Origin of the sequence: Mycoplana azooxidifex (genome assembly GCF_014196765.1) — a bacterium.
Lineage (GTDB): Bacteria > Pseudomonadota > Alphaproteobacteria > Rhizobiales > Rhizobiaceae > Mycoplana > Mycoplana azooxidifex.
Map to the genome: position 1 here is coordinate 132938 of NZ_JACIEE010000013.1, position 22025 is coordinate 154962.

The 22025-nt window shown below is 59.2% G+C and carries 16 protein-coding genes, 3 pseudogenes and 2 riboswitches; of the genes and pseudogenes, 13 read left to right on the forward strand and 6 right to left on the reverse strand.

Annotated features, from left to right (window positions below):
• Nucleotides 1-81 precede the first annotated feature (81 nt).
• Nucleotides 82-1514: pseudogene (locus GGQ64_RS24810) on the reverse strand (DUF1254 domain-containing protein).
• A 101-nt stretch (nt 1515-1615) separates the two neighbouring features.
• A complete protein-coding gene (locus GGQ64_RS24815) occupies nt 1616-2212 on the reverse strand; it encodes a hypothetical protein (protein ID WP_210300424.1) in 597 nt (198 codons plus the stop codon).
• Nucleotides 2213-2294: 82 nt separating this feature from the next.
• On the opposite strand from GGQ64_RS24815, the gene GGQ64_RS24820 reads away from it, so the two are divergent.
• Nucleotides 2295-3299, forward strand: a complete 1005-nt coding sequence (locus GGQ64_RS24820) for an AraC family transcriptional regulator (RefSeq protein ID WP_183808002.1) — start codon at nt 2295-2297, stop codon at nt 3297-3299.
• Nucleotides 3300-3768: 469 nt separating this feature from the next.
• Here GGQ64_RS24820 and GGQ64_RS24825 read toward each other — a convergent pair whose 3' ends face one another.
• Entirely contained in the window at nt 3769-4458 is a 690-nt protein-coding gene (locus tag GGQ64_RS24825) for a Crp/Fnr family transcriptional regulator (protein WP_183808003.1), read from the reverse strand.
• A gap of 295 nt (nt 4459-4753) precedes the next feature.
• Here GGQ64_RS24825 and GGQ64_RS24830 point away from each other — a divergent pair, with 295 nt between their 5' ends.
• From GGQ64_RS24830 to GGQ64_RS24855, 6 genes are all read left to right on the forward strand, one after another.
• Nucleotides 4754-5542 (forward strand): acid phosphatase, encoded by a 789-nt coding sequence (locus GGQ64_RS24830; protein WP_210300425.1) that lies wholly within the window; start codon nt 4754-4756, stop codon nt 5540-5542.
• A gap of 47 nt (nt 5543-5589) precedes the next feature.
• Nucleotides 5590-5946 carry a YcgJ family protein gene (locus GGQ64_RS24835; protein WP_183808005.1) on the forward strand — a complete coding sequence of 119 codons (357 nt, stop codon included), beginning with the start codon at nt 5590-5592 and terminating at the stop codon, nt 5944-5946.
• A 43-nt stretch (nt 5947-5989) separates the two neighbouring features.
• Nucleotides 5990-6751, forward strand: coding sequence for a hypothetical protein (locus GGQ64_RS24840; protein ID WP_183808006.1), 762 nt, complete (start codon nt 5990-5992; stop codon nt 6749-6751).
• A gap of 205 nt (nt 6752-6956) precedes the next feature.
• Nucleotides 6957-7748 carry a transporter gene (locus tag GGQ64_RS24845; protein ID WP_183808007.1) on the forward strand — a complete coding sequence of 264 codons (792 nt, stop codon included), beginning with the start codon at nt 6957-6959 and terminating at the stop codon, nt 7746-7748.
• Between the two features lie 735 nt (nt 7749-8483).
• A complete protein-coding gene (locus GGQ64_RS24850) occupies nt 8484-9545 on the forward strand; it encodes a DUF1254 domain-containing protein (RefSeq protein WP_246422917.1) in 1062 nt (353 codons plus the stop codon).
• 406 nt (nt 9546-9951) lie between these two features.
• Nucleotides 9952-11178, forward strand: coding sequence for a hypothetical protein (locus GGQ64_RS24855; protein ID WP_246422919.1), 1227 nt, complete (start codon nt 9952-9954; stop codon nt 11176-11178).
• Between the two features lie 456 nt (nt 11179-11634).
• On the opposite strand, the gene GGQ64_RS24860 is transcribed toward GGQ64_RS24855, so the two are convergent.
• Nucleotides 11635-11961 (reverse strand): GYD domain-containing protein, encoded by a 327-nt coding sequence (locus tag GGQ64_RS24860; protein ID WP_183808008.1) that lies wholly within the window; start codon nt 11959-11961, stop codon nt 11635-11637.
• Between the two features lie 202 nt (nt 11962-12163).
• On the opposite strand from GGQ64_RS24860, the gene GGQ64_RS24865 reads away from it, so the two are divergent.
• The 3 genes and pseudogenes from GGQ64_RS24865 to GGQ64_RS24875 all read left to right on the forward strand — a co-directional run bounded on the left by GGQ64_RS24865 (nt 12164) and on the right by GGQ64_RS24875 (nt 16118).
• Nucleotides 12164-12403: a hypothetical protein gene (locus GGQ64_RS24865; protein ID WP_183808009.1), complete on the forward strand. Its 240-nt coding sequence runs from the start codon at nt 12164-12166 to the stop codon at nt 12401-12403.
• Nucleotides 12404-12646: 243 nt separating this feature from the next.
• Nucleotides 12647-12856, forward strand: a riboswitch (cobalamin riboswitch).
• Between the two features lie 97 nt (nt 12857-12953).
• A pseudogene (gene metE / locus GGQ64_RS24870) lies at nt 12954-15297 on the forward strand (5-methyltetrahydropteroyltriglutamate--homocysteine S-methyltransferase).
• Nucleotides 15294-16118: an acyl-CoA thioesterase gene (locus GGQ64_RS24875; protein WP_183808010.1), complete on the forward strand. Its 825-nt coding sequence runs from the start codon at nt 15294-15296 to the stop codon at nt 16116-16118. The pseudogene metE and the gene GGQ64_RS24875 overlap by 4 nt, the downstream one beginning before the upstream one ends.
• Before the next feature lie 49 nt (nt 16119-16167).
• On the opposite strand, the pseudogene GGQ64_RS24880 reads toward GGQ64_RS24875, so the two are convergent.
• Together GGQ64_RS24880 and GGQ64_RS24885 are read right to left on the reverse strand one after the other, a co-directional pair.
• Nucleotides 16168-17393, reverse strand: a pseudogene (locus GGQ64_RS24880) (hypothetical protein).
• A 52-nt stretch (nt 17394-17445) separates the two neighbouring features.
• Nucleotides 17446-18648, reverse strand: a complete 1203-nt coding sequence (locus GGQ64_RS24885) for a GTP-binding protein (protein WP_183808011.1) — start codon at nt 18646-18648, stop codon at nt 17446-17448.
• Nucleotides 18649-18798: 150 nt separating this feature from the next.
• Nucleotides 18799-19015, forward strand: a riboswitch (cobalamin riboswitch).
• A 242-nt stretch (nt 19016-19257) separates the two neighbouring features.
• On the opposite strand from GGQ64_RS24885, the gene nrdH reads away from it, so the two are divergent.
• The 3 genes from nrdH to nrdE are packed head-to-tail and all read left to right on the forward strand — an operon-like array spanning nt 19258 to nt 22023.
• The gene (nrdH, locus tag GGQ64_RS24890) at nt 19258-19479 is read left to right on the forward strand and encodes a glutaredoxin-like protein NrdH (RefSeq protein ID WP_183808012.1); all 222 of its coding nucleotides are present in this window, start codon (nt 19258-19260) and stop codon (nt 19477-19479) included.
• 10 nt (nt 19480-19489) lie between these two features.
• Nucleotides 19490-19888: a class Ib ribonucleoside-diphosphate reductase assembly flavoprotein NrdI gene (gene nrdI, locus GGQ64_RS24895; protein WP_183808013.1), complete on the forward strand. Its 399-nt coding sequence runs from the start codon at nt 19490-19492 to the stop codon at nt 19886-19888.
• Nucleotides 19870-22023: a class 1b ribonucleoside-diphosphate reductase subunit alpha gene (gene nrdE / locus GGQ64_RS24900; RefSeq protein ID WP_183808014.1), complete on the forward strand. Its 2154-nt coding sequence runs from the start codon at nt 19870-19872 to the stop codon at nt 22021-22023. The genes nrdI and nrdE overlap by 19 nt, the downstream gene beginning before the upstream one ends.
• The last annotated feature ends 2 nt before the right edge of the window (nt 22024-22025 follow it).

Genomic DNA, 22025 nt, shown 5'->3' on the forward strand with positions numbered 1-22025 from the left:
TCGAAGGCCTGGCACAAGACCGTCGCCTGAATGAGCGTCTCGCCCATCGCGACGTGCCCGTCAGGCGGTCGGCGCAAAACGCTAATTCGCCGCCACGACCGCTGGCGGCTGCCAGATCCCTTCGCCAGTCGGCAGGATCGAAGGCGCTTCGGTCTTCGGCCAGTACAGGCGCATCACGAGATAGATCGTGTCATTGGGCGCAGGCAGCCAGTTAGCTTCCTTGTCCGCACCGGGGCTGTCCTTTTGAATGTAGAGGGTGTGCGAGCCATCCTCGTTCTTTTTCATGCCGGACACCATCGGCGAGTTGATGAGGTAGCGGTTGATCGGGTTTTTGACCAGGAGCTGGCTCTTCCCGTCATACATCGTAACGGACCAAAACGAATTCACTGGCGGCAACTGGCCGGGCGCGAAAGTGACGGTGTACTCGTGCTTGCTGCCGTCGAGGGGTTCCCCGGTCGCATCCGTTCGGGTGAAGGGGTACATGGCCTCGACTGCATCGTTGCCATATAGACCGGCCTTGGCAGCTCCGGCCCGCAATAACCAATCGCCGTTGTAGAAGGCCTCATCGCCAAGAAGCGAGCTGACGTTCCAGCCGTTGACGGGTTTGTTTCCGCTGGCCAGCCATTTGGTGACCTTGTCGTCACCCTGTTTCATGGCCACCATGATTTCGGCTTTGTGCTCGAGCGACAGGTCCTTGAAGTCGAAGGTCTTGCCGGGACCGATGCCGATCTTCGCAAGTTTCGCGCGAATATCCTTATCCCTCGCCGTCTCGGGGACGAATTGCAGGGCTGCGTCGAGATACTGGAAGAAGTTTTCCTTGATCCCGGCAGTGGTGGCAGGCAGGAACTCGATTGTCGGCGCGGCGGGCGGGGCGGATTGTCCGAGGAAAGCGGAAAGCGGCTGCGCATTGTAGCCGGCCTGGATCTTCTCGACGTTCGGCATGTCGTCGGGATTGAAGAGTTGAGTGCGGACAAGCGCGAGCGTGAACGGCGTCGTCGATTGGAAGACCCTCTTGATGCCGGCGGGCGTTTCACCTTTCCAGCCGGGGCCGACCGCCAGATAGTCGCCCGCCTCGGGTCCCGTGGTGCGCGTGCCGATGTAGCCGTAATTGTAGGTGTTCTCGTCGATGAGCTGGACGGCGTAGTATCGGTCCTTCTCTATCGTCGGCACCGAGATAACCATCGGCTCGGCGCGCAAATCCAGCCAGAGAAACGAGTAAGGCGTGTCGCTGTTTGGCGTGATGATTGCCGTATCCTCGGGCGTGGCGACGTGGTGATAGCTGTAAATCTCGTTGAACGGTGCCTTGAACTGCCCCGAGTTCCTGTCGACCGCGAACTCCTGCATGACCGCATAGTTCATCACGATCGGCAGGCCGTAGATAAAGCCTTCCTCGGCGATATCCTTGGCTTCGATGATGCCGGGGTAGTTCTTCGCCATCAGCAGGCTTGGCCTCGCAATCGCCGCGCTGGCGGCAATTGCGAGGCCGAGCGAACTAGATCTCGCTTCGTCAACATTTGCCGTACTCCGTTTTGTCTTCGCGCCTTTTCTCAGCGTGGGCTGAGAGCGGCTGCGGTCAGGATTGTCTCGAAGTTGATTGCCCCATGTCAGGCCAGTGTTAGTAGAGAAACGCCCGTCGGTAGCCGCGCCTTGCCACGCCCGCATAGGAGAGCGGCGTCAGCGGCATGCCGATGATGTCGATGAACACCGACACTTCGGCGCCTTTCTCCGGCATCTCGCCGCCAACCAATTTCACCGTGTAGGTCAGGTTGTTGCTGTTGAGTTCCGGGTTCTCCAGGACGACGACAACCTGCTGGAGCTTGTCCCCTTCGAGGATCGACAGGTCGGCGTTCGGCGGATCGGAAAGGAAGCTGTCCTTTCCTTTGCTCCAGAACGGCACGAAAGCCGTCGTGTCCATGTTCCCGGCGATGCGCTCAGGACGGTCCGAGAAAAACAAGGTTGTGGCGCCGACACCTTCGAGTGTCAGCTTGCTCGCCGCCTTGTCGAATGCCATCGCGCTTGCGGTCTGAACGAACAGGAAGTCGGCCACCTCATCGGCTGCCAGTGCCAGTCGGGGTCTAAGAGGAGCCACCGACGCCGCCACAGCCGTGGCTGCCAACAGCAGGTTTCGTCTGGTCGTCATGGTCTTCCCCCGTTGATACAGCAGACGCAAATTGCCACCGCAAACAAGTTTACTTGCTCCCGCGACACTCATCTTTTACTACATTAAGCAGTAATCGAATTTCGAAACTACTCATTTTGCGCCAAGGGTCGCACCCTTCCGGAGCGTTGCGCACATGGCTGATATCCCGGTCATCTCAAGCCACGTGCTGCATGGCATGCCGGCCTTCATACGTCGTGAAATGGGGGAAAAGGCGCTGCTGCAGGCCAATCGCGCCGTAGGCCTCGACCTCGAGCTGATCGAGGGCGAGAACTGCTTCATCCCGCATGCGGCGCTGACCGGCTTTGTCGAGGCGACTGCACGGGCCGCCGGCGAGGCCAACTTTGGGGTTCTGATTGCCCCGATGATGAACGTCGCCAACTACGGGAGCTACGGACGCTACGTTTTTGGAGCTGACACCCTGGGGCAAGCCATCGAGCGCGCCATCTCCGGCCTTTGTTTTCATAGTACGGATGACAGAATGTCGATCGCGTTCGTCGGCGACGAGGTACAATACAGCTATGTCTTTGCGTTGGCCGGCCGCTCAGGGTGGGGCAACACCGCGTGCGCGGCTGCAGGCGTCCTTCTGAGCCTCTTCAGGGCTTATCTGCCCCCCGATTGGCGGCCACTGCGCATCGAACTCGACACCGACAGACCAGATCCGCCGGGGCTTTTCGAAGACGTCTTCCAGTGTCCCGTCCTTTTCAACGCACCCGCGGTGACAATTGTCACGGAACGCCATCGTCTGTCTGCTGCACCGAGGCGCGTTTCATTGCCGATCGTCACCCTCGAGGATGTAGCGCGAGACCGGCGAGGTAGTGCTCCACGTGGTCTGATCGACGTCGTCGTGGAACACATTCGCGCGCAAGTTCTCACCGGCAGCGTTTCGATCGACAGCGCCGCGCAATCGATCGACACCAGCGTCCGGACCCTCCAACGTGAACTCAATCGGGCTGGCACCGACTTCCGAAGCTTGGCGAGCGTGGTAAGGATTCGGCGAGCTACTGAACTGCTCCGACACACGAATGGCTCGATAACTCGCGTTTCGGCAGACCTAGGATATTCGTCTCCAGCCAATTTCGCCCGTGCCTTCCGAAAGGTGACCGGCAGCGGGCCGCGGGAGTTCCGCTCGAAGAAATAATAAACGGAATGCAGGCTTTCTTCCAGTCATATCAGTAGGAGGAGAAGTTGTAGCCAGGCGAAGATGGTGTCAAATTGCATCGCCGCGGCAGATGTTCCCTAGTACTTCTGACCGGGCAAATGCAGCTATTCAGGTCGCAAAGCGTCGAATGACCGCTCCTAAAGCAACCGCGAGGTCGAGAATGGTCGCAGTGTCTGCTTTCAGGCAGTAGCAACGGCCGATATCGAGGCGCATTGCGGACAGGCTGCTCAAGCCGGAACCGCCCTGTCACTCTAGGGGCCGTCGGCCGACCGTCCGTTACTGGAACACCAATACGAAAAGCGGACTTAGGAGCCCTTGCGGTCAAGGTCCGGGATTAGGCCCCAAGCCTGACAGGATCGGCTCCCTTTCCTTCAACGGCGGACATCAAACTCGACGTCCTTGGAAGGGCAGCCCACTACAATCAACATATTGAGCGCCGACTACCAAGTCAGTCGACGAGATCCTCATCAGCGCATCGTCGCAACGCCAGAGCGTTCGTGATCGTTATGGTTCGATAACCGATATCGACCCAACCGGCTTGCGCAAAGCGCCTGATCGCACTGTTGACCTGCTTACGCGATGCATTCGCCATGATACCGAGATTTTCCTGTGACACGGAGACTGACGCACCTGATTTCCACGACATGCGATGCAGGACCGACGCCACTCTGGAGTTCGCGCTCTTTCTTTGCAGATCGTGGACGACACGCAGCAGGACGTCCGACGACAGGATCGACATGACCCCGAAAGCCCGAATGATTTTCGGGTCGGCCGCTGCCATCTGCTCCATTACATCCAGTGGAACGTGCATGACCCAGGTTTCGGTTCGGGCACACAGTTCGATTCGCCTTGGCTCACCGGTCATGAAACTGTCTTCGCCCGTCCATCCGCCGGGCAAAGCGATATGGATCAGGCGCGGCATCGAATCGAGCGGCGCCGTGTCCACGGTCACCGTCCCGGATACCAGCCCGTAGATGCCTCCCGGCGGATCGCCTGGCCGAAATATGATCTGGCCCGGATCGAACTTGAGAAGCAATGCATTCTGCAGCAAACGCGCCCTGAAGGTTTCGGACATGTGAGCCAGCCAGCCGTCGCCGCATATGATGCGCTCTGCTGCATCTCGAGACATGCGTACCATTTTTTCCCTCAATTGTCCGGTTTGACACAGTGTTTTGAGAAAAAGCTATGTACGAAACTTTCAGATTTGGCAAAAGCAATGTGGTGAAATGGAATATGAAACTACTGATCATTTCGGTTGAAAATTAGTCCTTGCTTACGTGACTAGGCACTCTGTTAACCTTGTGATTTCGGAAGTCTATTTCCTGAGAATTAGCCTTAGAATTTTGAAGGTGTTCGTTAATATGCTTTCGCTAGTTTTTAATAGATTATTAGGTATGCCTCATGTGCTGAAGAGTATCCATAGATCTTCCCTGTTGTCGGCGATCGTATTTGTTGGATGTGGTGTAGGCTTAGCTGGTGCGGAAAGTGCATCCCAGCCGGAAATTACGGATCCTCATTTCCAGTTGGCGCCGGGTTATCTTGCGAAAAAGGACTTGCCCGACAGCCTTGTGCTGCTCGGCCCGCCACCGGCGGACAGCAGCGCGGCGCTTGCGCGCGACGAGGAGTTCAGAGCCGCAACCATACCGCTGCGTGGTACGCCGCGCTGGGATCTGGCCCGCGCAGACGCTGATCTGCAATTTCCGCAGCCGGCGAAAAACTTCTCCTGCGCGATGGGCGTCGATATCAATGAGGAGAAGACCCCTCATCTGTATCGCTTGATGCAGAAGGTCCTGACTGATGCAGGCCTGTCGACGTATGGGGTGAAGAATACCTACAATCGCACGCGTCCATTCGTGGTCCACAACGAAGGCACCTGCTATCCCGATCAGGAGCCGCTGCTGCGTACCGACGGCTCGTATCCCTCGGGCCATACGGCGGCTGGCTGGGCCTGGGCGCTGGTGTTGAGCGAAATCAACCCGGAACGCGCCGACGTCCTGATGAAACGCGGCATGGAATTCGGCCAGAGCCGCGTCATTTGCGATGCACATTGGCAGAGCGACGTCGATGCGGGACGCATCATGGGTGCGGCGACGGTCGCAAAACTCCATAACAATGCAGAGTTCATCTCGGATGTCGCGGCGGCACGCGAAGAATTGAAGACTGCCGGGGCGGTCGAGGCATCAAGCTGCATGGCGGAAGAAGCCGCTCTGTCGGCGCGATAAGACGATAGGTCCTGTTCTCGGCAAACAACCGCAATACGGTGGTCCCCATGCAAGCAAGAAAAAGCCTCCTGCCTGTCGTGGGACTACTGGCTGCAGCGTTTGCGGCACCCACTTCGGCGGCGGAGGCACTCCTCTCACCGGAGAAGGGCGTGCTCTGTGACCGCTACATGTGCGCCGACAATACGGGCATTTCGAACCGGTTGACGCAAAAGCACCTTGGCAAGCAGGCGGCAATCAAGCTGTTTTCACAAGGTGATTTCGACCGGACGGAATTCACGTTTGCCAATGGCATCTTCTGCGACGTCAAAGAGCGGCTATGCCGCGAAGGCAGATACTTTGATGCGGACGGCAAGCGAAGTGGTGCAATCAGCAAATCGTACACGCGTCTCCTGTTTCGCCGCTAAAACATTCCTTCGCCGGCGGACGTCGGCCGTCATCGAGGAGAAAATGAAGCTTATTTCAGTATGCTCAATTGTATTCGCATCGGCCTTGACGCTTTCGCCTTCGGCGAAGGCTGCGGATAAGCAGTTCCTTCCATTCCAGCCCGAAGCCGGCGGCGAGACCTCGTCCGTCTGGCAGTTCAATGCCAGCCCGTATTTCTGGGCTGCCGGCATCGACGGCACGGTCGGGCAGTTTGGCCTTCCGCCGGCGAGCTTGAAGTCCGGCTTCGGCGATATCCTCAAGCATCTGGATTTCGCCTTTATGGGCGTGGCGGAGGGTAGATATGACAGTTTCAGCGTTTCGAGTGACCACAGCCCCGCCGGGATTTTGACGAACAACATCGGTGTGACGTCCGAGACGTTTTCAGGTCTGGTTGGAGGCGGATATAGCCTGCTGACGAATGGCCGGAATCATCTGGACGTGATTGTGGGAGCGCGCCTCTGGTACGCGAGCACCAAGGTATCTTTCAGCGGCGGCGTCCTTGATGGCGTAAGCCGCGAAGACAGCGCGACCTGGATCGACGCGGTCGCAGGATTCCGTGGAACGTATTTCTTCACGGATCAATTCTACCTCACGGGTTGGGGGAACGTCGGCGCCGGCCAAGCCGATCTTGATTGGGATGTCGCAGGCGCCATCGGCTACCAAATCAAGGATAGCATTTCAGCCGTGGCTGGATATCGCGCGATGGGCGTCGATTACAGCTCCGGCGGCTTTGACTATGACGTCGTGCAGAAAGGCCCGATCCCGGGGTTGGTTTTCCATTTTTAGACGCAATGCAGCGGTGTCTCCGTGCGGGAACACCGTCGTTGCAGCTTATCTGACGTATTAGCGGTTCTTACATTGTAACGGCCAGCTGTTTTGTGCGCGTTAGATGCAATTAATGCTGTCTCGGCAGCGATCGAATTCAATTTTATGAGAAGAATTTGAGATGAGAACATCAAGCAGCAGCCGGACGATGTCAATCAGGGGCTTCATGAAACCGAAGTCGTTCCTGCTTCTAGTCGCGGCGGCCGGCCTGGCCGGTAAGGCTGCGGCAGGGGACGCCGATCTTGCCAAACAATTGTCGAATCCCGTGGCCTCGCTGATCAGCGTTCCGTTCCAGTTCAACTATGATAAGGGCTATGGTCTCGCCGACGGCGGCAAATTGCTTCTGAACATCCAACCGGTCATTCCGTTCTCGATCAACGAAGACTGGAATGTCATCTCCCGCACGATTGTTCCGGTCATCTTACAGAACGATATCGCGGAGAGATCGGGCAGCCAGTTCGGTCTCGGCGACATTGTTCAGAGCTTCTTCTTTTCACCCAAACAGCCGACCGCCGGTGGGGCAATCTGGGGCATGGGGCCTGCCTTTCTGCTGCCTACGGGAACCGATCGGCTTCTCGGCGCAGAAAAATGGGGGCTCGGCCCGACAGGGGTCTTGTTGAAACAGGAGGGCCCCTGGACCTATGGCGCGCTGGGCAATCACATCTGGTCTGTCGCCGGTGACAGCAAGCGGTCGGACATCAGCTCCACATTCCTGCAACCCTTTATCTCCTATACAACGGAGACCGCCTGGACGATCGGGCTCGATACGGAGAGCACTTATAATTGGAAAGGCGACCAGTGGAGTGTACCTGTCAACTTTACGGTATCGAAGCTCGCAGTGATCGGCCAGCAGCCGGTAAGCTTCTCGGTCGGCGCACGCTACTGGGCTGCGGCACCCGACAACGGTCCGGACGGTTGGGGCATTCGTGCCGGCATCACCTTTCTCTTCCCCAAGTAGTACACCACCCGTTTTCGATAAGAACGATCGAAACTCCGGTGAGAGGTGTTGTCACGTAAACCTGCAGTCAGTGAGTGAGGCACAGAGATGGTGGGGTGAAGAATACAGCCATCAGCGACAGGCATCGCGGTCTCCCGCACAGTTTATCGCCCAAGCACCTTGGTTGCACGTCCGGTTCCCGTTGAGCCCGCACCTGGTCGAGGAATTGCTGCCGGAGGGCAACATCGTCGTTTCGCATGAAATGATCCGCCGATGGGTTCGGAAATTCGGACCGGTCTACGCGATGCAAATCCGGTGGCGGCCGCCGTCGCACCAGGTCGGTTAGTTCTCGACGGGACCGTTCGAAGCCGTCGCAATACGAAAGCCGTGAGGCGATTGCTGACCAAGACTACTGAAAGAAGCAGGCAAGCCCACAATGCGTTCGGCGTCCGCTCGCGACATGCGAATTATTTTTCTATCCCCAATTGTCCGATTTGACCCAGTTCACTGCTTTAAGGCTATGTATCAACTTTCACGATAGAAAAGAAAGACCACGAGACACGGAGGTATCGGTCGCTCAGCGAAAATCTCAACGTGATAAAGCCATCTGGATCCGAGAATGTTGCTCGTTTGGCTTGCATATTGCAGCCAGCCGGCCACTACGGCGGGTCATCTCGTGCCTTCTTTTTCATCGCCATTGAATTGCTCGGCCATCCGCAGGTGGCCTTCCGGGATTGCATATCGAGGAGCTATTGCATGCTGCAGAAAATCTACCGCCTGGCCGTGTTCTCGGCCGTCGTATTGGGTGGCCATGGCATTGGCATGACCGGTGCCGGTGTGGCATTTGCCGAGTCGACAGAGAGCAAAATGCCGGTCACCGTTGACACTTTCGTCCGCGCCGAGACCGACCGCTACCTCGCAGCCAATGCTAAGGACATAGGCGGACTGGGCAAGTTCAAGCATTCTCGCGAGCCCGTACCGATCGATAAGCAAACGGTCATCCGTATGAACCGGGATACGCTTTATTCGTTTGCTGTGTTTGATCTTGCCAGCGGGCCGGTAACGCTCTCGCTGCCTGACGCGGGCCAGCGCTATATGTCGATGATGGTCGTCGATCAGGATCACTACCTGCCGATCGTCGCCTACGGGACGAAGCCCGTTGAGCTGACGCAGAAATCGGTTGGAACCAGATATGCCTTCGTCGCTGTACGGACGTTGGTTGATCCCAATGATCCGAAGGACCTCGACGCGGTCCACAGGCTTCAGGATGCCATCACGGTCAGTCAGAAGGAGACAGGGAAGCTCGACCTTCCAAACTGGGATGAAGGCGACCTCACAGACATCCGCAACGGGCTGCTCACGCTGGCAAAACATCAGACGTCGTATCACGGTTCCTTTGGAGCCCGCAGCCAGGTCGATCCGATCCAGCACTTGATTGGCACGGCCTCCGGATGGGGTGGAATTCCGGAAAAGGACGCCATGTATCCGAGTTTCACTCCCGCGGAAAACGATGGCAAAACGGTCTACACTCTCGAACTACCGAAGACCGTGCCGGTGGAGGCATTCTGGTCGATCAGCGTCTACAACGAAGAAGGTTTCTTCGAGAAAAACGCCTACAACGCCTATTCGATCAACGACATCACCGCGGAGAAGAATGCTAACGGTTCGGTGAGAGTCCAGTTTGGCGGCTGTGACGGCAAAATCCCAAACTGCCTGCCGATCGTTGAGGGTTGGAATTACACCGTACGGCTTTATCGTCCGGAGCAATCCATCCTCAGCGGCGAGTGGAAGCTCCCAGAGGCTAAGCCCCTAAACTGAGCCTCATCGGCAAACGCCACGTCGCGCGAAGTTTCCCTCTATTCCTTCTCGTCACGTGGGAGCGCGGCTTGCCAATGTGTTGGAGGTTCGATCGACTGTTTTGCGTGCGGGTGACTTTCACGCTCAGCCGCACGCAGCTCGGTCTGGGATCTCTATCGACGAGTTGACGCTATCTGGGCGGAGGAACTGGATCAGCGAACGGCAAGGCCTGCCAGTCCGCCTGCCGTCGCGGCACATCGGGCGTAGCCTTAGCAGAGCGCTCCATTAACCGGGACGGGTGGAAAAGTCTCGGCTCGCATAGACCCGCTTTTTCCGGGTAGGAAGACGAGATCTCCGAAACGCGATAAGTGCTGTTCGGATCCGGAAGAATAAATTCTCAAATCATATTCAAGAAGTGGCTTGGTAGATGAACGAGATTGCTGCTCCGGCTCCAGCGAAAGTGAATGAGGACGCGCCCTCCCCGCGCCGCGATCCCGCTCAGAGTGAGTTTCTAGCCTTCCACGGCGGACCTTTCTTCGAGTTGCAGGGGCGTCTGAAATTGCTCCGGCAGAACGCGCTTCGCGTCGGATCTCGCGCGGCCTTGTTCGTTGCCTTGGCTTGGAGTGTTCCTTTCCTGCTCGGCTTGCCGCGTAGTTTCTCCCTGGAGCACGGCCAAGGAGCCTATCTTACCGACTTTGGAGTGTGGGCGAAGTTTTTCATCGGGATCGGTGCTTTTGTCCTGGCCGAGTACCATGTCGAAAAAGGCTTGAAAGCGACGCTGTCCCAGCTCACGCGTGCACCAATCATTGCTCCGACGTCAATTCCGGTCGCCGCGGCTATCGTAGCCTCGGCGCTTCGTCAGCGCGATTCTTGGGGAGCTGAACTTGCTTGCCTGGCCTTGGCAGTTTTCGCCTCGACCCTTTCCTATCTCAATTTTCACACAGTCGAGGTATCTTCCTGGGCAGTAGAGCATTCACTCGATGGCAACAGAGTTACGCTCGCCGGCTGGTGGTCGATCTGCTTTAGCCTGCCATTGTTCGTCTTCCTCTTTCTACGGGGCGCATGGCGGCACCTGGTGTGGACGCGCATGCTGCGCAAGCTCGCGAAACTCGATCTCCGCCTGGTTGCAACCCATCCCGACGGCAAGGGCGGATTGGCGTTCCTGGGCGAGTATCCGAACGCCTATGCCATTTTCGTCTTCGGGATGAGCTGTGCGATCGCCGCGGCGGCCGCGAAGTACAGCCATCACGACGACCTCTCCATGACCACGTTGAGTATGGTCATGAGCGGTTGGCTCGCGATCGTCATCAGCTTCTTCGCCTATCCATTGTCCGCCTTCACCGCCCCGCTGCTTCGTTTGAAGGAGCAAGGACTGTCCTTGCTGGGCGCGCAGGCCACGCAATATTATCGCTCGGCCGAGCGGAAAGCCGTGGGCCGGAACGTCTTTTCGGATCCGACACCCGAGCCGGACACGGAGTTTTCGGATCCGGGGAAGCTCTACGAGGCGACGCGTAAGCTCTCGACGCTCCTTGTCACCCGGGCCGCCGTGGTCCCCGTTTCCGCGGCAGCACTCATCCCTTTCGCCGTGGTGGGCATGTCCAAACTGCCATACAAGGACGTCCTGTCCGTCCTGAAGAAACTGCTGCTTCTATGAAGCGATGCTATCCCGTGTGCGCAGCGGACCGGATCGGGATTGCCCTGCAAATGAGCAGCAAAGCACACGACGGATTTTTGCTCCGGGGACTGCGATCATCGTCGGGGACGATAGCGCCTATGGCGGCTCGGGGGCCATATGTTCGACTTCAAGTTGGCGCTGGATTCACCGGTTTCCTCCGTATGTCCGCTTCTGGCGGCGTAATCCAGTCGTCTGACCTTGTCGCTGGCGACGTCTGCTTTCGGGAAGCGGCCAAGCTGGTCTCTACAGCCGAAATGCCGGCGCAGAGCGGACAACGAGCGTCGACAGGACCATAGGCTGACACGGCGACAGGCCACCGTAGTGATCCGGCTTGTGGTGGACCAAAGTCAGACCCTTATCGCCCATCCCGCACGTTCATCTTTTTAAGATAGTCACCGCTAGGCATGCCGAATTGGATAGGTGCAAGACCAACACCTACGCTCCCGGCGAGCGATAACCAACCGTTCTTGCTAACTCCATAGCCTCCAGTGTTTCCTCCACCGTAAGCAATGGCGTCGTCTCGAACTTTGACACAGCGCCACCGCCTGCAATCGCGATTGCGACGGCGGCCATCGAGACGTTGTCGGGTGCCTCCCACAGGGTATACCCGTCGTGCGATCCGAATGCGTACCAAAAGCCGTGAAGTTTACCTCCGACTGATTCAATGTAACTACGCGCGGCATCCCGGCGGTCTTCGGGATTTCGTGTCAATCTATCCCAGGTTTGCGGTGTGTAGCTGAAGCGTGTCAGGTAGAGTGCCATTGCCGATACTCCTTAACTCGTTACCATATCATTTTGCAGCATAGTCGGGATACAATCGTATCAGCAAAATGGCCTCCGTGGCGCTTTAGTTTTCGGCAATACTTGTCTTGATCGCCCGCCATTGGCGCTGGGCCGATGCTGGGCTATAATCCATTAGTTGCCAGAGAGGCATCCGCGCTCCGGCTTTGGAGGAGCGACGCCCATGATTGTCAGGATTTCAATTGCCCTTTTTTTGGCGCTCGCGCCTGTGAATGCCTTCGCCAATCAGTGCCCCACCATGATGGCGGCAATTGACACAGCCCTCCCGAACGCCTCCCTGTCTGAAGCCGATATGGCCAAGGTCAAACAGCTACGCCAGCAAGGCGAACGGTTGCACCAGTCCGGCGACCACACAGGCTCGGAGGCAGCACTCGGGGAAGCAAAGAAAATGCTCGGAATCTGAAAAGCGAATCGCCCCCGGCCTTTCAGCTTCGAAAAGTTCGAACGGTCGGCAAGGCCGCTCGGCTGCTCTTCCGTCGCGGTCTGGTGGCTGAAGACCAATGTCCGCTTGTGGCGCAATCGAGCCGTCCAGCCCTGTCGCTGGCGACGTCTGCTTTCGGGCAGCGGCCGCCACGGCCGAGTTGCAGGGGCGAAGCCGGGAATATAAAGATATCTTTATATCCCTTGACCCGGGCGGATTTCACGTTGATGTTCCCTGCATCGTGGTTCTGCGGATCGATGATCCGGAGCTAAGAGGGAATACGGTGACGGCGTATCAAACGCCCATACCGGAGCTGCCCCCGCAACTGTAGGCGGAGAGCCGCCGTCCAACATGTCACTGAGGAAGACGCCTCGGGAAGACGGACGGTGGTGGTGACCCGCAAGCCAGGAGACCTGCCGCGATAAATAACGTCCACGGGCGGGGTGTCCGGTGTGCCGCTTTGCGCCCGGTTCGCCATGTCCGTGCGCCGATGCGTCAACCAATGCCTTGCCCACAACTTCGGGGTAAGGAAATGACCATCAAGACTGCAAATCTCGGCTTCCCACGAATCGGAAGACATCGCGAACTGAAGTTTGCGCTCGAATCCTATTGGTCGGGGAAATCCGACCGCGCCGCTCTGCTCGAAACCGCGGCCAGACTCCGCACGGACAACTGGCTCATGCAGAAGGAAAAGGGGATCGACGTCGTCCCGTCGAACGACTTCTCCCTCTACGATTATGTGCTCGATACCGCCGTCATGGTAGGTGCCATCCCGTCAGCCTATGGCTGGAACGGCGGACCAGTCGATCTCGATGTTTATTTCGCCATGGCGCGCGGATCGAACGGCGGCCGTGCGGCCTGCGGTCACGCCCATCACGGCGACGGCGTGCCGGCGCTCGAGATGACCAAGTGGTTCGATACGAACTACCACTACCTCGTGCCCGAGTTAGGAGCGGAACAGACATTCGAGCTCACCGCGAACAAGCCGCTCGAAGCCTTACTCGAAGCACGGGCGATCGGGGTGGAGACGCGTCCGGTTCTGCTCGGACCCGTCACCTTCCTGAAACTCGGGAAGGCGCGCGACGGCTCGAACCCGCTACGACTGCTGGAACGGCTGCTGCCGGTCTATGCGAAAATCCTCGCCGAGCTTTCGAATGCGGGTGCGGAGTGGGTCCAGCTCGACGAACCGTGCCTCGTGCTGGACCTGACGGACGATGAGCGGCAAGCGCTCGTCCACACCTATGCCGCCTTTGCTGCTTTGGTCCCCGACCTCAAGATCATGCTGGCGAGTTACTTCGGAGCGCTCGGCGACAATTTCGACACCGCCATTGGCCTGCCCGTGGCCGGGCTTCACGTCGATCTCGTGCGCGCACCAGAACAGGCGGCCGAAGTGGTTGCGAAGGCGGCTCCCGGCCAGGTCCTATCGCTGGGCATTATCGACGGACGCAACATCTGGAAGAGCGATCTTGCAAAACTGAGGCAGACGACCGCGTCGTTCATCGCTTCGAAACACAGGGATAATGTTCAGCTCGCGCCGTCCTGCTCGCTTCTGCACCTGCCGATCGACGTGACGCTGGAGACCGCCCTCGACGAGGAATTGAAATCTTGGCTCGCCTTTGCGACGCAGAAGCTGGACGAACTGAAGCTCTTGGCCACGGCCCTCGTGGAAGATGGCAGGGACGATGCGGCATTGGTGGCCAATAGTGCGGCAACGCAGGCGCGTCTGACATCGGTCCGGGTGCATGACCCGATCGTCGCCGGCCGGCTGGCCGAAATCGAAGGCATGGAGCAGAAGCGGCAATCGACGTTCCGCAGGCGTCAGGACGCGCAGCGCCGGCGCTTCGACCTGCCGTTGTTTCCGACGACCACGATCGGATCATTCCCGCAGTCTGCCGAAGTTCGCAAAGCGCGTTCCATGCACGACAAGGGCGAACTGAGCTATGTCGACTACATGGCCTTCCTGGAACGTGAGACGGCCGCCGCCGTGCGCTGGCAGCAGGAGATCGGGCTCGACGTCCTTGTTCATGGCGAGTTCGAGCGTAATGACATGGTGCAGTATTTTGGCGAGCAGCTTTCGGGGTTCGCATTCACCAAGCACGCCTGGGTGCAGAGCTACGGATCGCGATACGTTCGCCCGCCTTATCATCTATGGCGATGTTTCCCGTCCGAACCCGATGACGGTCGGCTGGTGGGAATATGCCCAGTCGCTGACGCAGAAGCCGATGAAGGGGATGCTGACGGGACCGGTCACTATCCTGAACTGGTCATTCGTCCGTGACGACCTGCCGCGCGAGACGGTGTGCCGCCAGATTGCGCTTGCGATCCGCGACGAAGTGATCGATCTGGAGCGTGCCGGTGCCGCAATCATCCAGATCGACGAGGCGGCACTACGCGAGGGGTTGCCGCTCAGACGGTCGGCCTGGCAGCACTATCTCGACTGGGCGGTCGAGGCGTTCCGCATATGCATCAGTGGGGTCTCGGACGAGACCCAGATACACACTCACATGTGCTACTCGGAATTCAACGACATCATGCCCGCAATCGCGGCGATGGATGCCGACGTCATCTCGATCGAGACATCGCGGTCGAAGATGGAGTTGTTGCAGGCCTTCGCCGTACAGCGCTACCCGAACGAAATCGGTCCCGGCGTCTACGACATCCACTCGCCGCGGGTTCCTGATGTCGACGAAATGAAGACCCTGCTCGATCTTGCGCGCGACCGCCTTCTCGATGACCAGCTCTGGTTGAACCCCGACTGCGGCCTGAAGACCCGCAAGTGGGAGGACGTCAGGCCGGCGCTGATCAACATGGTCGAGGCGGCGCGGAAGTTGCGGCAGGAGATACTGGGCGGTAAGCCGCGCTCGGTGCAGGCATGAGGCGCGAGTTCGCGTCGCAAGGGGAGCCGGCCGGAGGGCCGGCTCCCACCACCCTCATCGACATAGTCTTTCCTGGCGACACCAACCACCACGGCACCTTGTTCGGAGGTGCCGGACTTGCCTTCATGGACAGGGCCGCCTTCATTGCGGCGACACGCCATGGCCGCGTGCCGTTCGTGACGGGTTCTTGTGAGCGCGTGGAATTCAAGAAGCCGGCACATGTCGGCGAGATCGTCGAATTCATCGCGACGCCCGTCTGGGCCGGGAAACGATCCCTGACCGTCGAAGTGGAGATGATCGCCGCGACGATTGACGGAACCAAGCGCGAGTTGTGCACACGCGGGGTCTTTCACATGGTCGCCGTTGGGGTCGAGCGAGTCGCGCCCGACTGGAGCCTCGTACCGCTTCCGACGTCGCATCGGCCTTATCCGGCCGATGAGGTTCGAATGACGGACATCGTCTTTGCCAACCAGGCGAACAGTTCCAAAAAGATGTTTGGCGGCGATGCACTGGCCTTCATGACCAAGGCGGCATTTGTGATGTCTGCAAAACGCGCCAGAAGCCAATCCGTCCTCGCCGCCTCCGAGCGAATGGACTTCCACCGTCCCATCGCAGTGGGATCGATTGTCGAAGTTGTCGCGCGAGTTGTCGAGGTCGGTCGCACATCTATGCGGATCGACGTCGAACTCTGGTCGGAAGAATTGATGAGCGGTGACCGCCACCTGACGGCGCGAGGCGTGTTCGTGATGGTGGCCGTTGACGGAGACAGCCGCCCTGTCGCCGTCGACGACGGACCGGCCGCGTCAGACGGGCAGGATTAGATGCCGGCGGATCGCCGGCACCCGCGGTCGTGAGACAAGTCATTCGGAGCTAGTGCGTCGCCCCTGAGCCGCCGACGGCGACGATGGCAAAGGGCTGGCCCTCGACGGCAATGGTGCGCGTCTCTTTCAACGTCACTGGATCAACAATTCGAACTAAGCTGTGACGGGGATCGGTGATGGTGATGTGGTCGCCGGCGAGCGCTAGTCGCGGCCGCGGATCGCGCCAGTGGCCGTCCTTGCTGTAGGGCTCGGTTACAGTCTCGCTCTTGGCGATCTCGCCGTTGATCACGTCCAGCAGATGCAGCTTGCCGTCCTCGGTCAGGATATAGGCGTTGCGCGGTTGGGCGAGATCGAGCGCGAAGTCCAACCGTCGCGTCGGTAGGTCGACGAGCCGGTAGGGTTCGTCCCTGCTGTCGGGGTCGATGAGGACCACCTTGTCCTCGCCGTAGTTGCCGAGGAAAAACTGCATGGCGGTACCGCCGAGGAGGGTCGACACCTTGCCCTCCGGCAGCGACGCCGGATAGGCTAGCATCTCGACCTTCGGTCCGTCGATGCCGCCGGGACGGGCAATGAGCACACCTTCGGCGCAGCCGAAGGCCACCAGCCGTGCCGAACTCGCCTCTCCATGCAGTCCGGTGCAGGTCGCGACGTCTCCCACCTGCTTGCCCTCCTGGTCAAGTACCCTCAGTCCGAGCCGCGGCGGTAGTTCGCCCTCCTTCACCTCGGCCTCCATATTCGGCACTGAAACAAGCAGGTAATTGCCCATCGGCACGGCGACGCCGTGATGCGGTGCGGTCGTGTCGAAGGGTTTGGGTTCTACCTTGTCTTCCAGCAGCACGCGTTCCCCAAGGAGATCGAACTTCCCGCCGCGATCATAGAAAACGGCGAGAGCGTCGCCATGGGTCACGACGTGACCGGGCTTTTCGCCGTCGTCGCGAGGAGCTTCGGCTCCTTGATCTCGATATCTCGATGCTCGCCATGATCGGAGAGCGCGATGCCGGTGTCGATTGCATGGACTGTGTTCTGGTCGCCCTGAACGGCGAAGACCGTGCGTCCGGTATCGCTAAGCGACAGGGCCGCAAAGCCCTTCAGGTCGAAGCGAGCGATTTCCTTGTCGGTGCCGAGATCGATCGCACGGACGATCGGCTGCGTATGATCGGCGACGAACAGCCGCCAGGTCTCGCTCTGCTCTTCCGCGGCATGGAGCGCCAATGGCGCGGCGAAGGTGGCAAGAACGGTGGTGGCCAGCAGCACAGTGATGCGGGGGCAGAACATAGATATCTCCTGTTTGTAAAGCTGTGGGGCGTAAGAGCGCGGAATGAGTTGCTTACGAGGCCTTGTGTTCCCAGCTTGCGAAGGGATCGGGAAGGTTTTTCCAGAGGTTGGGATCGAATTCCGTGGCCCTTACCAGACAGTCGTCCAACTCGGCGCGGATCGTTGCTTCGTTCATCGGGTCCGCGCCGATGAAGACGATCTCCTGTCGCCGGTCGCCCCAGGTCGGGTCGAGATAGGGCTCCATCATCTGCAGGAAGCCGGGATCACGTGGCCATTGCGCCTTCGGTACCGCCGACCACCAGACACCCACCTTGCCAGTGCGCACGAGCGCGCCGGCGTGACTGATCTCGCCGACATGATGCGGCCGCGTCGCCAACCAGAAGAACCCCTTTGCCCGCACGACCCCCGGCCATGACCGATCGATGAAGCGCTGTAAGCGCGCGGGCTCGAAGGGACGGCGGGCGCGGTATACGAAGGAGCGGATACCGTACTCCTCGGTTTCGGGAAGATGGTCCTTGAAGCCGTGCAGTTCCTTGAACCAGAGCGGATGCTGCTCGGCCTTCGCCAGGTCGAAGCGGCCGGTGCCGAGAACCTCCTTCAAGTCGACTTGGCCGAAATCGGTTTCGATCAGCTTTGCATCGGGATTGAGGGAAACGATGATCTTGCGGGCTGCATCACGCTGTTCAGGCGTCGCGGTGCCGATCTTGTTGAGCACCACGACATCGGCGAATTCGATCTGTTCGACCAGGAGATCGATGACTGTCCTGTTGTCGCCGTCGCCGACCGTGTCGCCGCGGTCGGCGAGAAAGTCGGTGGTACCGTAGTCGGCAAATAGATTGGCAGCATCGACCACCGTCACCGTCGTGTCGAGACGCGCCACATCCGACAGGCTCATGCCGTTCTTGTCGCGGAAATCGAAGGTCGTCGCCACCGGAAGCGGCTCGGCGATGCCTGTCGATTCGATCAGCAGGTAGTCGAACCGGCCCTGTTCGGCGAGTGCACGCACCTCCTTCAGCAGGTCATCGCGCAGCGTGCAGCAGATGCAGCCATTGGTCATCTCCACCAGTAGCTCCTCCGTCCGCGATAGGTTCGCACCGCCATCGCGCACCAGCGCGGCGTCGATGTTCACCTCACTCATGTCGTTGACGATCAGCGCGACGCGCAGTCGCTCGCGGTTCGAGAGGATGTGGTTGAGCAGCGTTGTTTTCCCGGCTCCGAGAAAACCGGAGAGGACGGTGACGGGCAGTTTGGTCATAGGGTTGTTCACTCAATTCAGTAACGTTATACAGTTACAAAAAGAGCGGAAAAGTTGGAGGCGGTCAAGGCGATCGCGTCGGAAAATTTCGATGATCGGAAAAACTGCGGACAAGAGACGATAGCTATTGACGTGCATCCAGTCGCGTCTACTATATCTAGTGTTCAAGGTTCTTTCGATTCGAGAGTATCGAAGGCTAAGATGGGAATTCGGTCGGCGGACATGATGATCGCCAAGCCGGAGCTGCCCCCGCAACTGTGAGCGGTGAGTGCTCGTTCGACATGGCCACTGGAGCATTGCTTCCGGGAAGGCCGAGCGAGCACGATGACCCGTGAGCCAGGAGACCTGCCTCGAACAAAACGTCCACCGGCGGGGTGCCCGGCAGGAAAGCGATCCGTGGTGGCATCAAGTCCACGTATCGCTTCCCCACAGCCCCGTCAGAGCCACTTCGGGGTGAAGTCCATGTCTAGTTCTTTCCGTCTGCGTCAGCGTGAGTAACCGATCCAGGTCCCAAGGCCTGGGCTAGTTGCATCCAATTTCCGTCTCTGCAACGGCCGCCTCCAGTTGGCCGAACGACCTCGCATGCCAATCGATCTCACGAGGACATCTATGACCATCACCGTTTACAGCAAGCCCGCCTGCGTCCAGTGCACCGCAACCACCCGCGCCCTCGACCGCCAGGGCATCGACTATCAGATCGTCGATGTCTCCGAGGACGCCGACGCTTTCGCGCTCGTGCAGGGACTCGGCTATCGCCAGGTCCCCGTCGTCATCGCCGGCGAACGGCACTGGGCCGGTTTTCGTCCGGACATGATCAGCGCCCTGGCGTGAGTGCCGTAGAATGGGCGATCTCGTCTATTTCTCCAGTCGGTCCGAGAACACGCATCGCTTCGTCGGCCGGCTCGAAAGACAGGCGATCCGCATCCCCCTTGCGGCCGCCGAGCTCCGCGTCGATCGCCCCTATGTGCTGGTTGTCCCGACCTACTGCGGCGACGGCGGTAAGGGGGCCGTCCCTAAGCCGGTGATCCGCTTTCTCAACGATGCGGGCAACCGCTCCCTCATCCGCGGTGTGATCGCCGCGGGCAACAGCAATTTCGGCGCGACCTTCGGGATCGCCGGCGACGTCATCTCCGCCAAGTGCAAGGTTCCATACCTCTACCGGTTCGAACTCCTTGGCACCGAGGAGGATGTCGTCAACGTCAGGCACGGATTGGAACGATTTTGGACACGCTCACGCTAGAACGCCCGGTGAAAGTCGGGGAAACCGCGCTGGACTACCACGCGCTGAACGCCATGCTGAACCTCTACGACGAGCAGGGAAACATCCAGCTCGACAAGGATAGGACGGCGGCGCGGCAGTATTTTCTCCAGCACGTCAATCAGAACACGGTGTTCTTCCATAACCTGCGCGAGAAGCTCGATTATCTGGTGACCGAGGGCTATTACGAGCGGGAGGTTCTCGACCAGTATGCCTTCAATTTCGTCCGCGACCTGTTCGACGAGGCTTATGCACGGAAATTCCGGTTTCCAACGTTCCTTGGGGCGTTCAAATACTACACCAGCTACACGCTGAAGACCTTCGATGGAAAGCGTTACCTGGAGCGCTACGAAGACCGCGTTTGCATGGTGGCGCTGGCGCTGGCGCGAGGCGACGAGAAACTTGCCCGCGACCTCGTCGACGAGATCATCACCGGCCGCTTCCAGCCGGCGACGCCGACCTTTCTCAATGCAGGGAAGAAGCAGCGCGGCGAACTCGTGTCCTGCTTCCTGTTGCGCGTCGAGGACAACATGGAGAGCATCGGCCGATCGATCAATTCGGCGCTGCAGCTCTCCAAGCGCGGCGGCGGCGTGGCGCTGTCGCTCACCAACATACGCGAAGCCGGCGCGCCGATCAAGCACATCGAGAACCAGTCCTCCGGTATCATCCCCGTGATGAAACTGCTGGAGGATTCGTTCTCCTACGCCAACCAGCTCGGCGCGCGTCAGGGAGCCGGAGCGGTCTATCTGAACGCCCACCATCCCGACATCATGCGCTTCCTCGACACCAAGCGCGAAAACGCCGACGAGAAGATCAGGATCAAGACGCTGTCGCTCGGCGTCGTCATTCCGGACATCACCTTTGAACTCGCCCGGAACAACGAGGACATGTACCTGTTTTCACCCTATGACGTCGAACGCGTCTACGGGTTGCCGTTCACCGAAATCTCGGTGACGGAGAAGTACCGCGAGATGGTGGCCGACAGCCGTATCCGAAAGAAGAAGATCAGGGCGCGCGACTTCTTCCAGGTGATCGCCGAAATCCAGTTCGAGAGCGGCTACCCCTACATCATGTTCGAGGACACGGTGAACCGCGCCAACCCGATCGCCGGCCGCGTCACCATGAGCAATCTCTGCTCGGAAATCTTGCAGGTGAGCGAGGCGAGTGAATTCAACGACGACCTGTCCTACGCGAAGATGGGCAAGGACATCTCCTGCAATCTCGGTTCGCTGAACATCGCAGCCGCGATGGATTCGGCCGACTTCGGCAAGACGATCGAGACGGCGATCCGGGCGCTGACTGCGGTCTCCGACATGAGCTACATTTCGTCGGTTCCCTCGGTCGCCAAGGGCAACGACGAAAGCCATGCTATCGGCCTCGGCCAGATGAACCTGCACGGCTATCTCGCCCGCGAACGCATCTTCTACGGCTCCGAGGAAGGCGTCGATTTCACCAACATCTATTTCTACACGGTCACCTATCACGCGATCCGTGTCTCGAACCGGTTGGCCGTCGAGCGTGGCCGAAGCTTCAAGGGCTTCGAGAACTCGAAATATGCTTCCGGCGACTATTTCGACAAATACACGGAAACCGAATGGCTGCCGACGACGGAGCGGGTGGTCGAACTGTTCGAGACGGCCGGCATCCCTATCCCGACGAAGGAAGACTGGCGGGAACTGAAGCAGGCCGTCATGGCGGGTGGACTCTATAACCAGAACCTGCAGGCCGTGCCTCCGACGGGCTCGATCTCCTACATCAATCACTCCACGTCCTCGATCCACCCGATCGTCTCGAAGATCGAGATCAGGAAGGAAGGCAAGATCGGCCGCGTCTATTACCCGGCCGCCTTCATGACCAACGACAATCTCGACTACTATCAGGACGCCTATGAGATAGGCCCGGAAAAGATCATCGATACCTATGCAGCGGCGACCCAGCACGTGGACCAGGGCCTGTCGCTGACGCTGTTTTTCCGCGACACGGCGACTACGCGCGACATCAACCGGGCACAAATCCACGCCTGGAAGAAGGGCATCAAGACCATCTACTACATCCGGCTTCGCCAGATGGCGTTGTCCGGCACGGAAGTGCTGGGCTGCGTGTCATGCGCGCTCTGATT

Bases quoted from the DNA above. Each gene is read 5' to 3' on its own strand.
- GGQ64_RS24815 (WP_210300424.1), bottom strand. From the start codon at position 2,212: ATGAGTGTCGCGGGAGCAAGTAAACTTGTTTGCGGTGGCAATTTGCGT.
- GGQ64_RS24820 (WP_183808002.1), top strand. From the start codon at position 2,295: ATGGCTGATATCCCGGTCATCTCAAGCCACGTGCTGCATGGCATGCCG.
- GGQ64_RS24825 (WP_183808003.1), bottom strand. From the start codon at position 4,458: ATGGTACGCATGTCTCGAGATGCAGCAGAGCGCATCATATGCGGCGAC.
- GGQ64_RS24835 (WP_183808005.1), top strand. From the start codon at position 5,590: ATGCAAGCAAGAAAAAGCCTCCTGCCTGTCGTGGGACTACTGGCTGCA.
- GGQ64_RS24840 (WP_183808006.1), top strand. From the start codon at position 5,990: ATGAAGCTTATTTCAGTATGCTCAATTGTATTCGCATCGGCCTTGACG.
- GGQ64_RS24845 (WP_183808007.1), top strand. From the start codon at position 6,957: ATGAAACCGAAGTCGTTCCTGCTTCTAGTCGCGGCGGCCGGCCTGGCC.
- GGQ64_RS24850 (WP_246422917.1), top strand. From the start codon at position 8,484: ATGCTGCAGAAAATCTACCGCCTGGCCGTGTTCTCGGCCGTCGTATTG.
- GGQ64_RS24855 (WP_246422919.1), top strand. From the start codon at position 9,952: ATGAACGAGATTGCTGCTCCGGCTCCAGCGAAAGTGAATGAGGACGCG.
- GGQ64_RS24860 (WP_183808008.1), bottom strand. From the start codon at position 11,961: ATGGCACTCTACCTGACACGCTTCAGCTACACACCGCAAACCTGGGAT.
- GGQ64_RS24865 (WP_183808009.1), top strand. From the start codon at position 12,164: ATGATTGTCAGGATTTCAATTGCCCTTTTTTTGGCGCTCGCGCCTGTG.
- GGQ64_RS24875 (WP_183808010.1), top strand. From the start codon at position 15,294: ATGAGGCGCGAGTTCGCGTCGCAAGGGGAGCCGGCCGGAGGGCCGGCT.
- GGQ64_RS24885 (WP_183808011.1), bottom strand. From the start codon at position 18,648: ATGACCAAACTGCCCGTCACCGTCCTCTCCGGTTTTCTCGGAGCCGGG.
- nrdH (WP_183808012.1), top strand. From the start codon at position 19,258: ATGACCATCACCGTTTACAGCAAGCCCGCCTGCGTCCAGTGCACCGCA.
- nrdI (WP_183808013.1), top strand. From the start codon at position 19,490: ATGGGCGATCTCGTCTATTTCTCCAGTCGGTCCGAGAACACGCATCGC.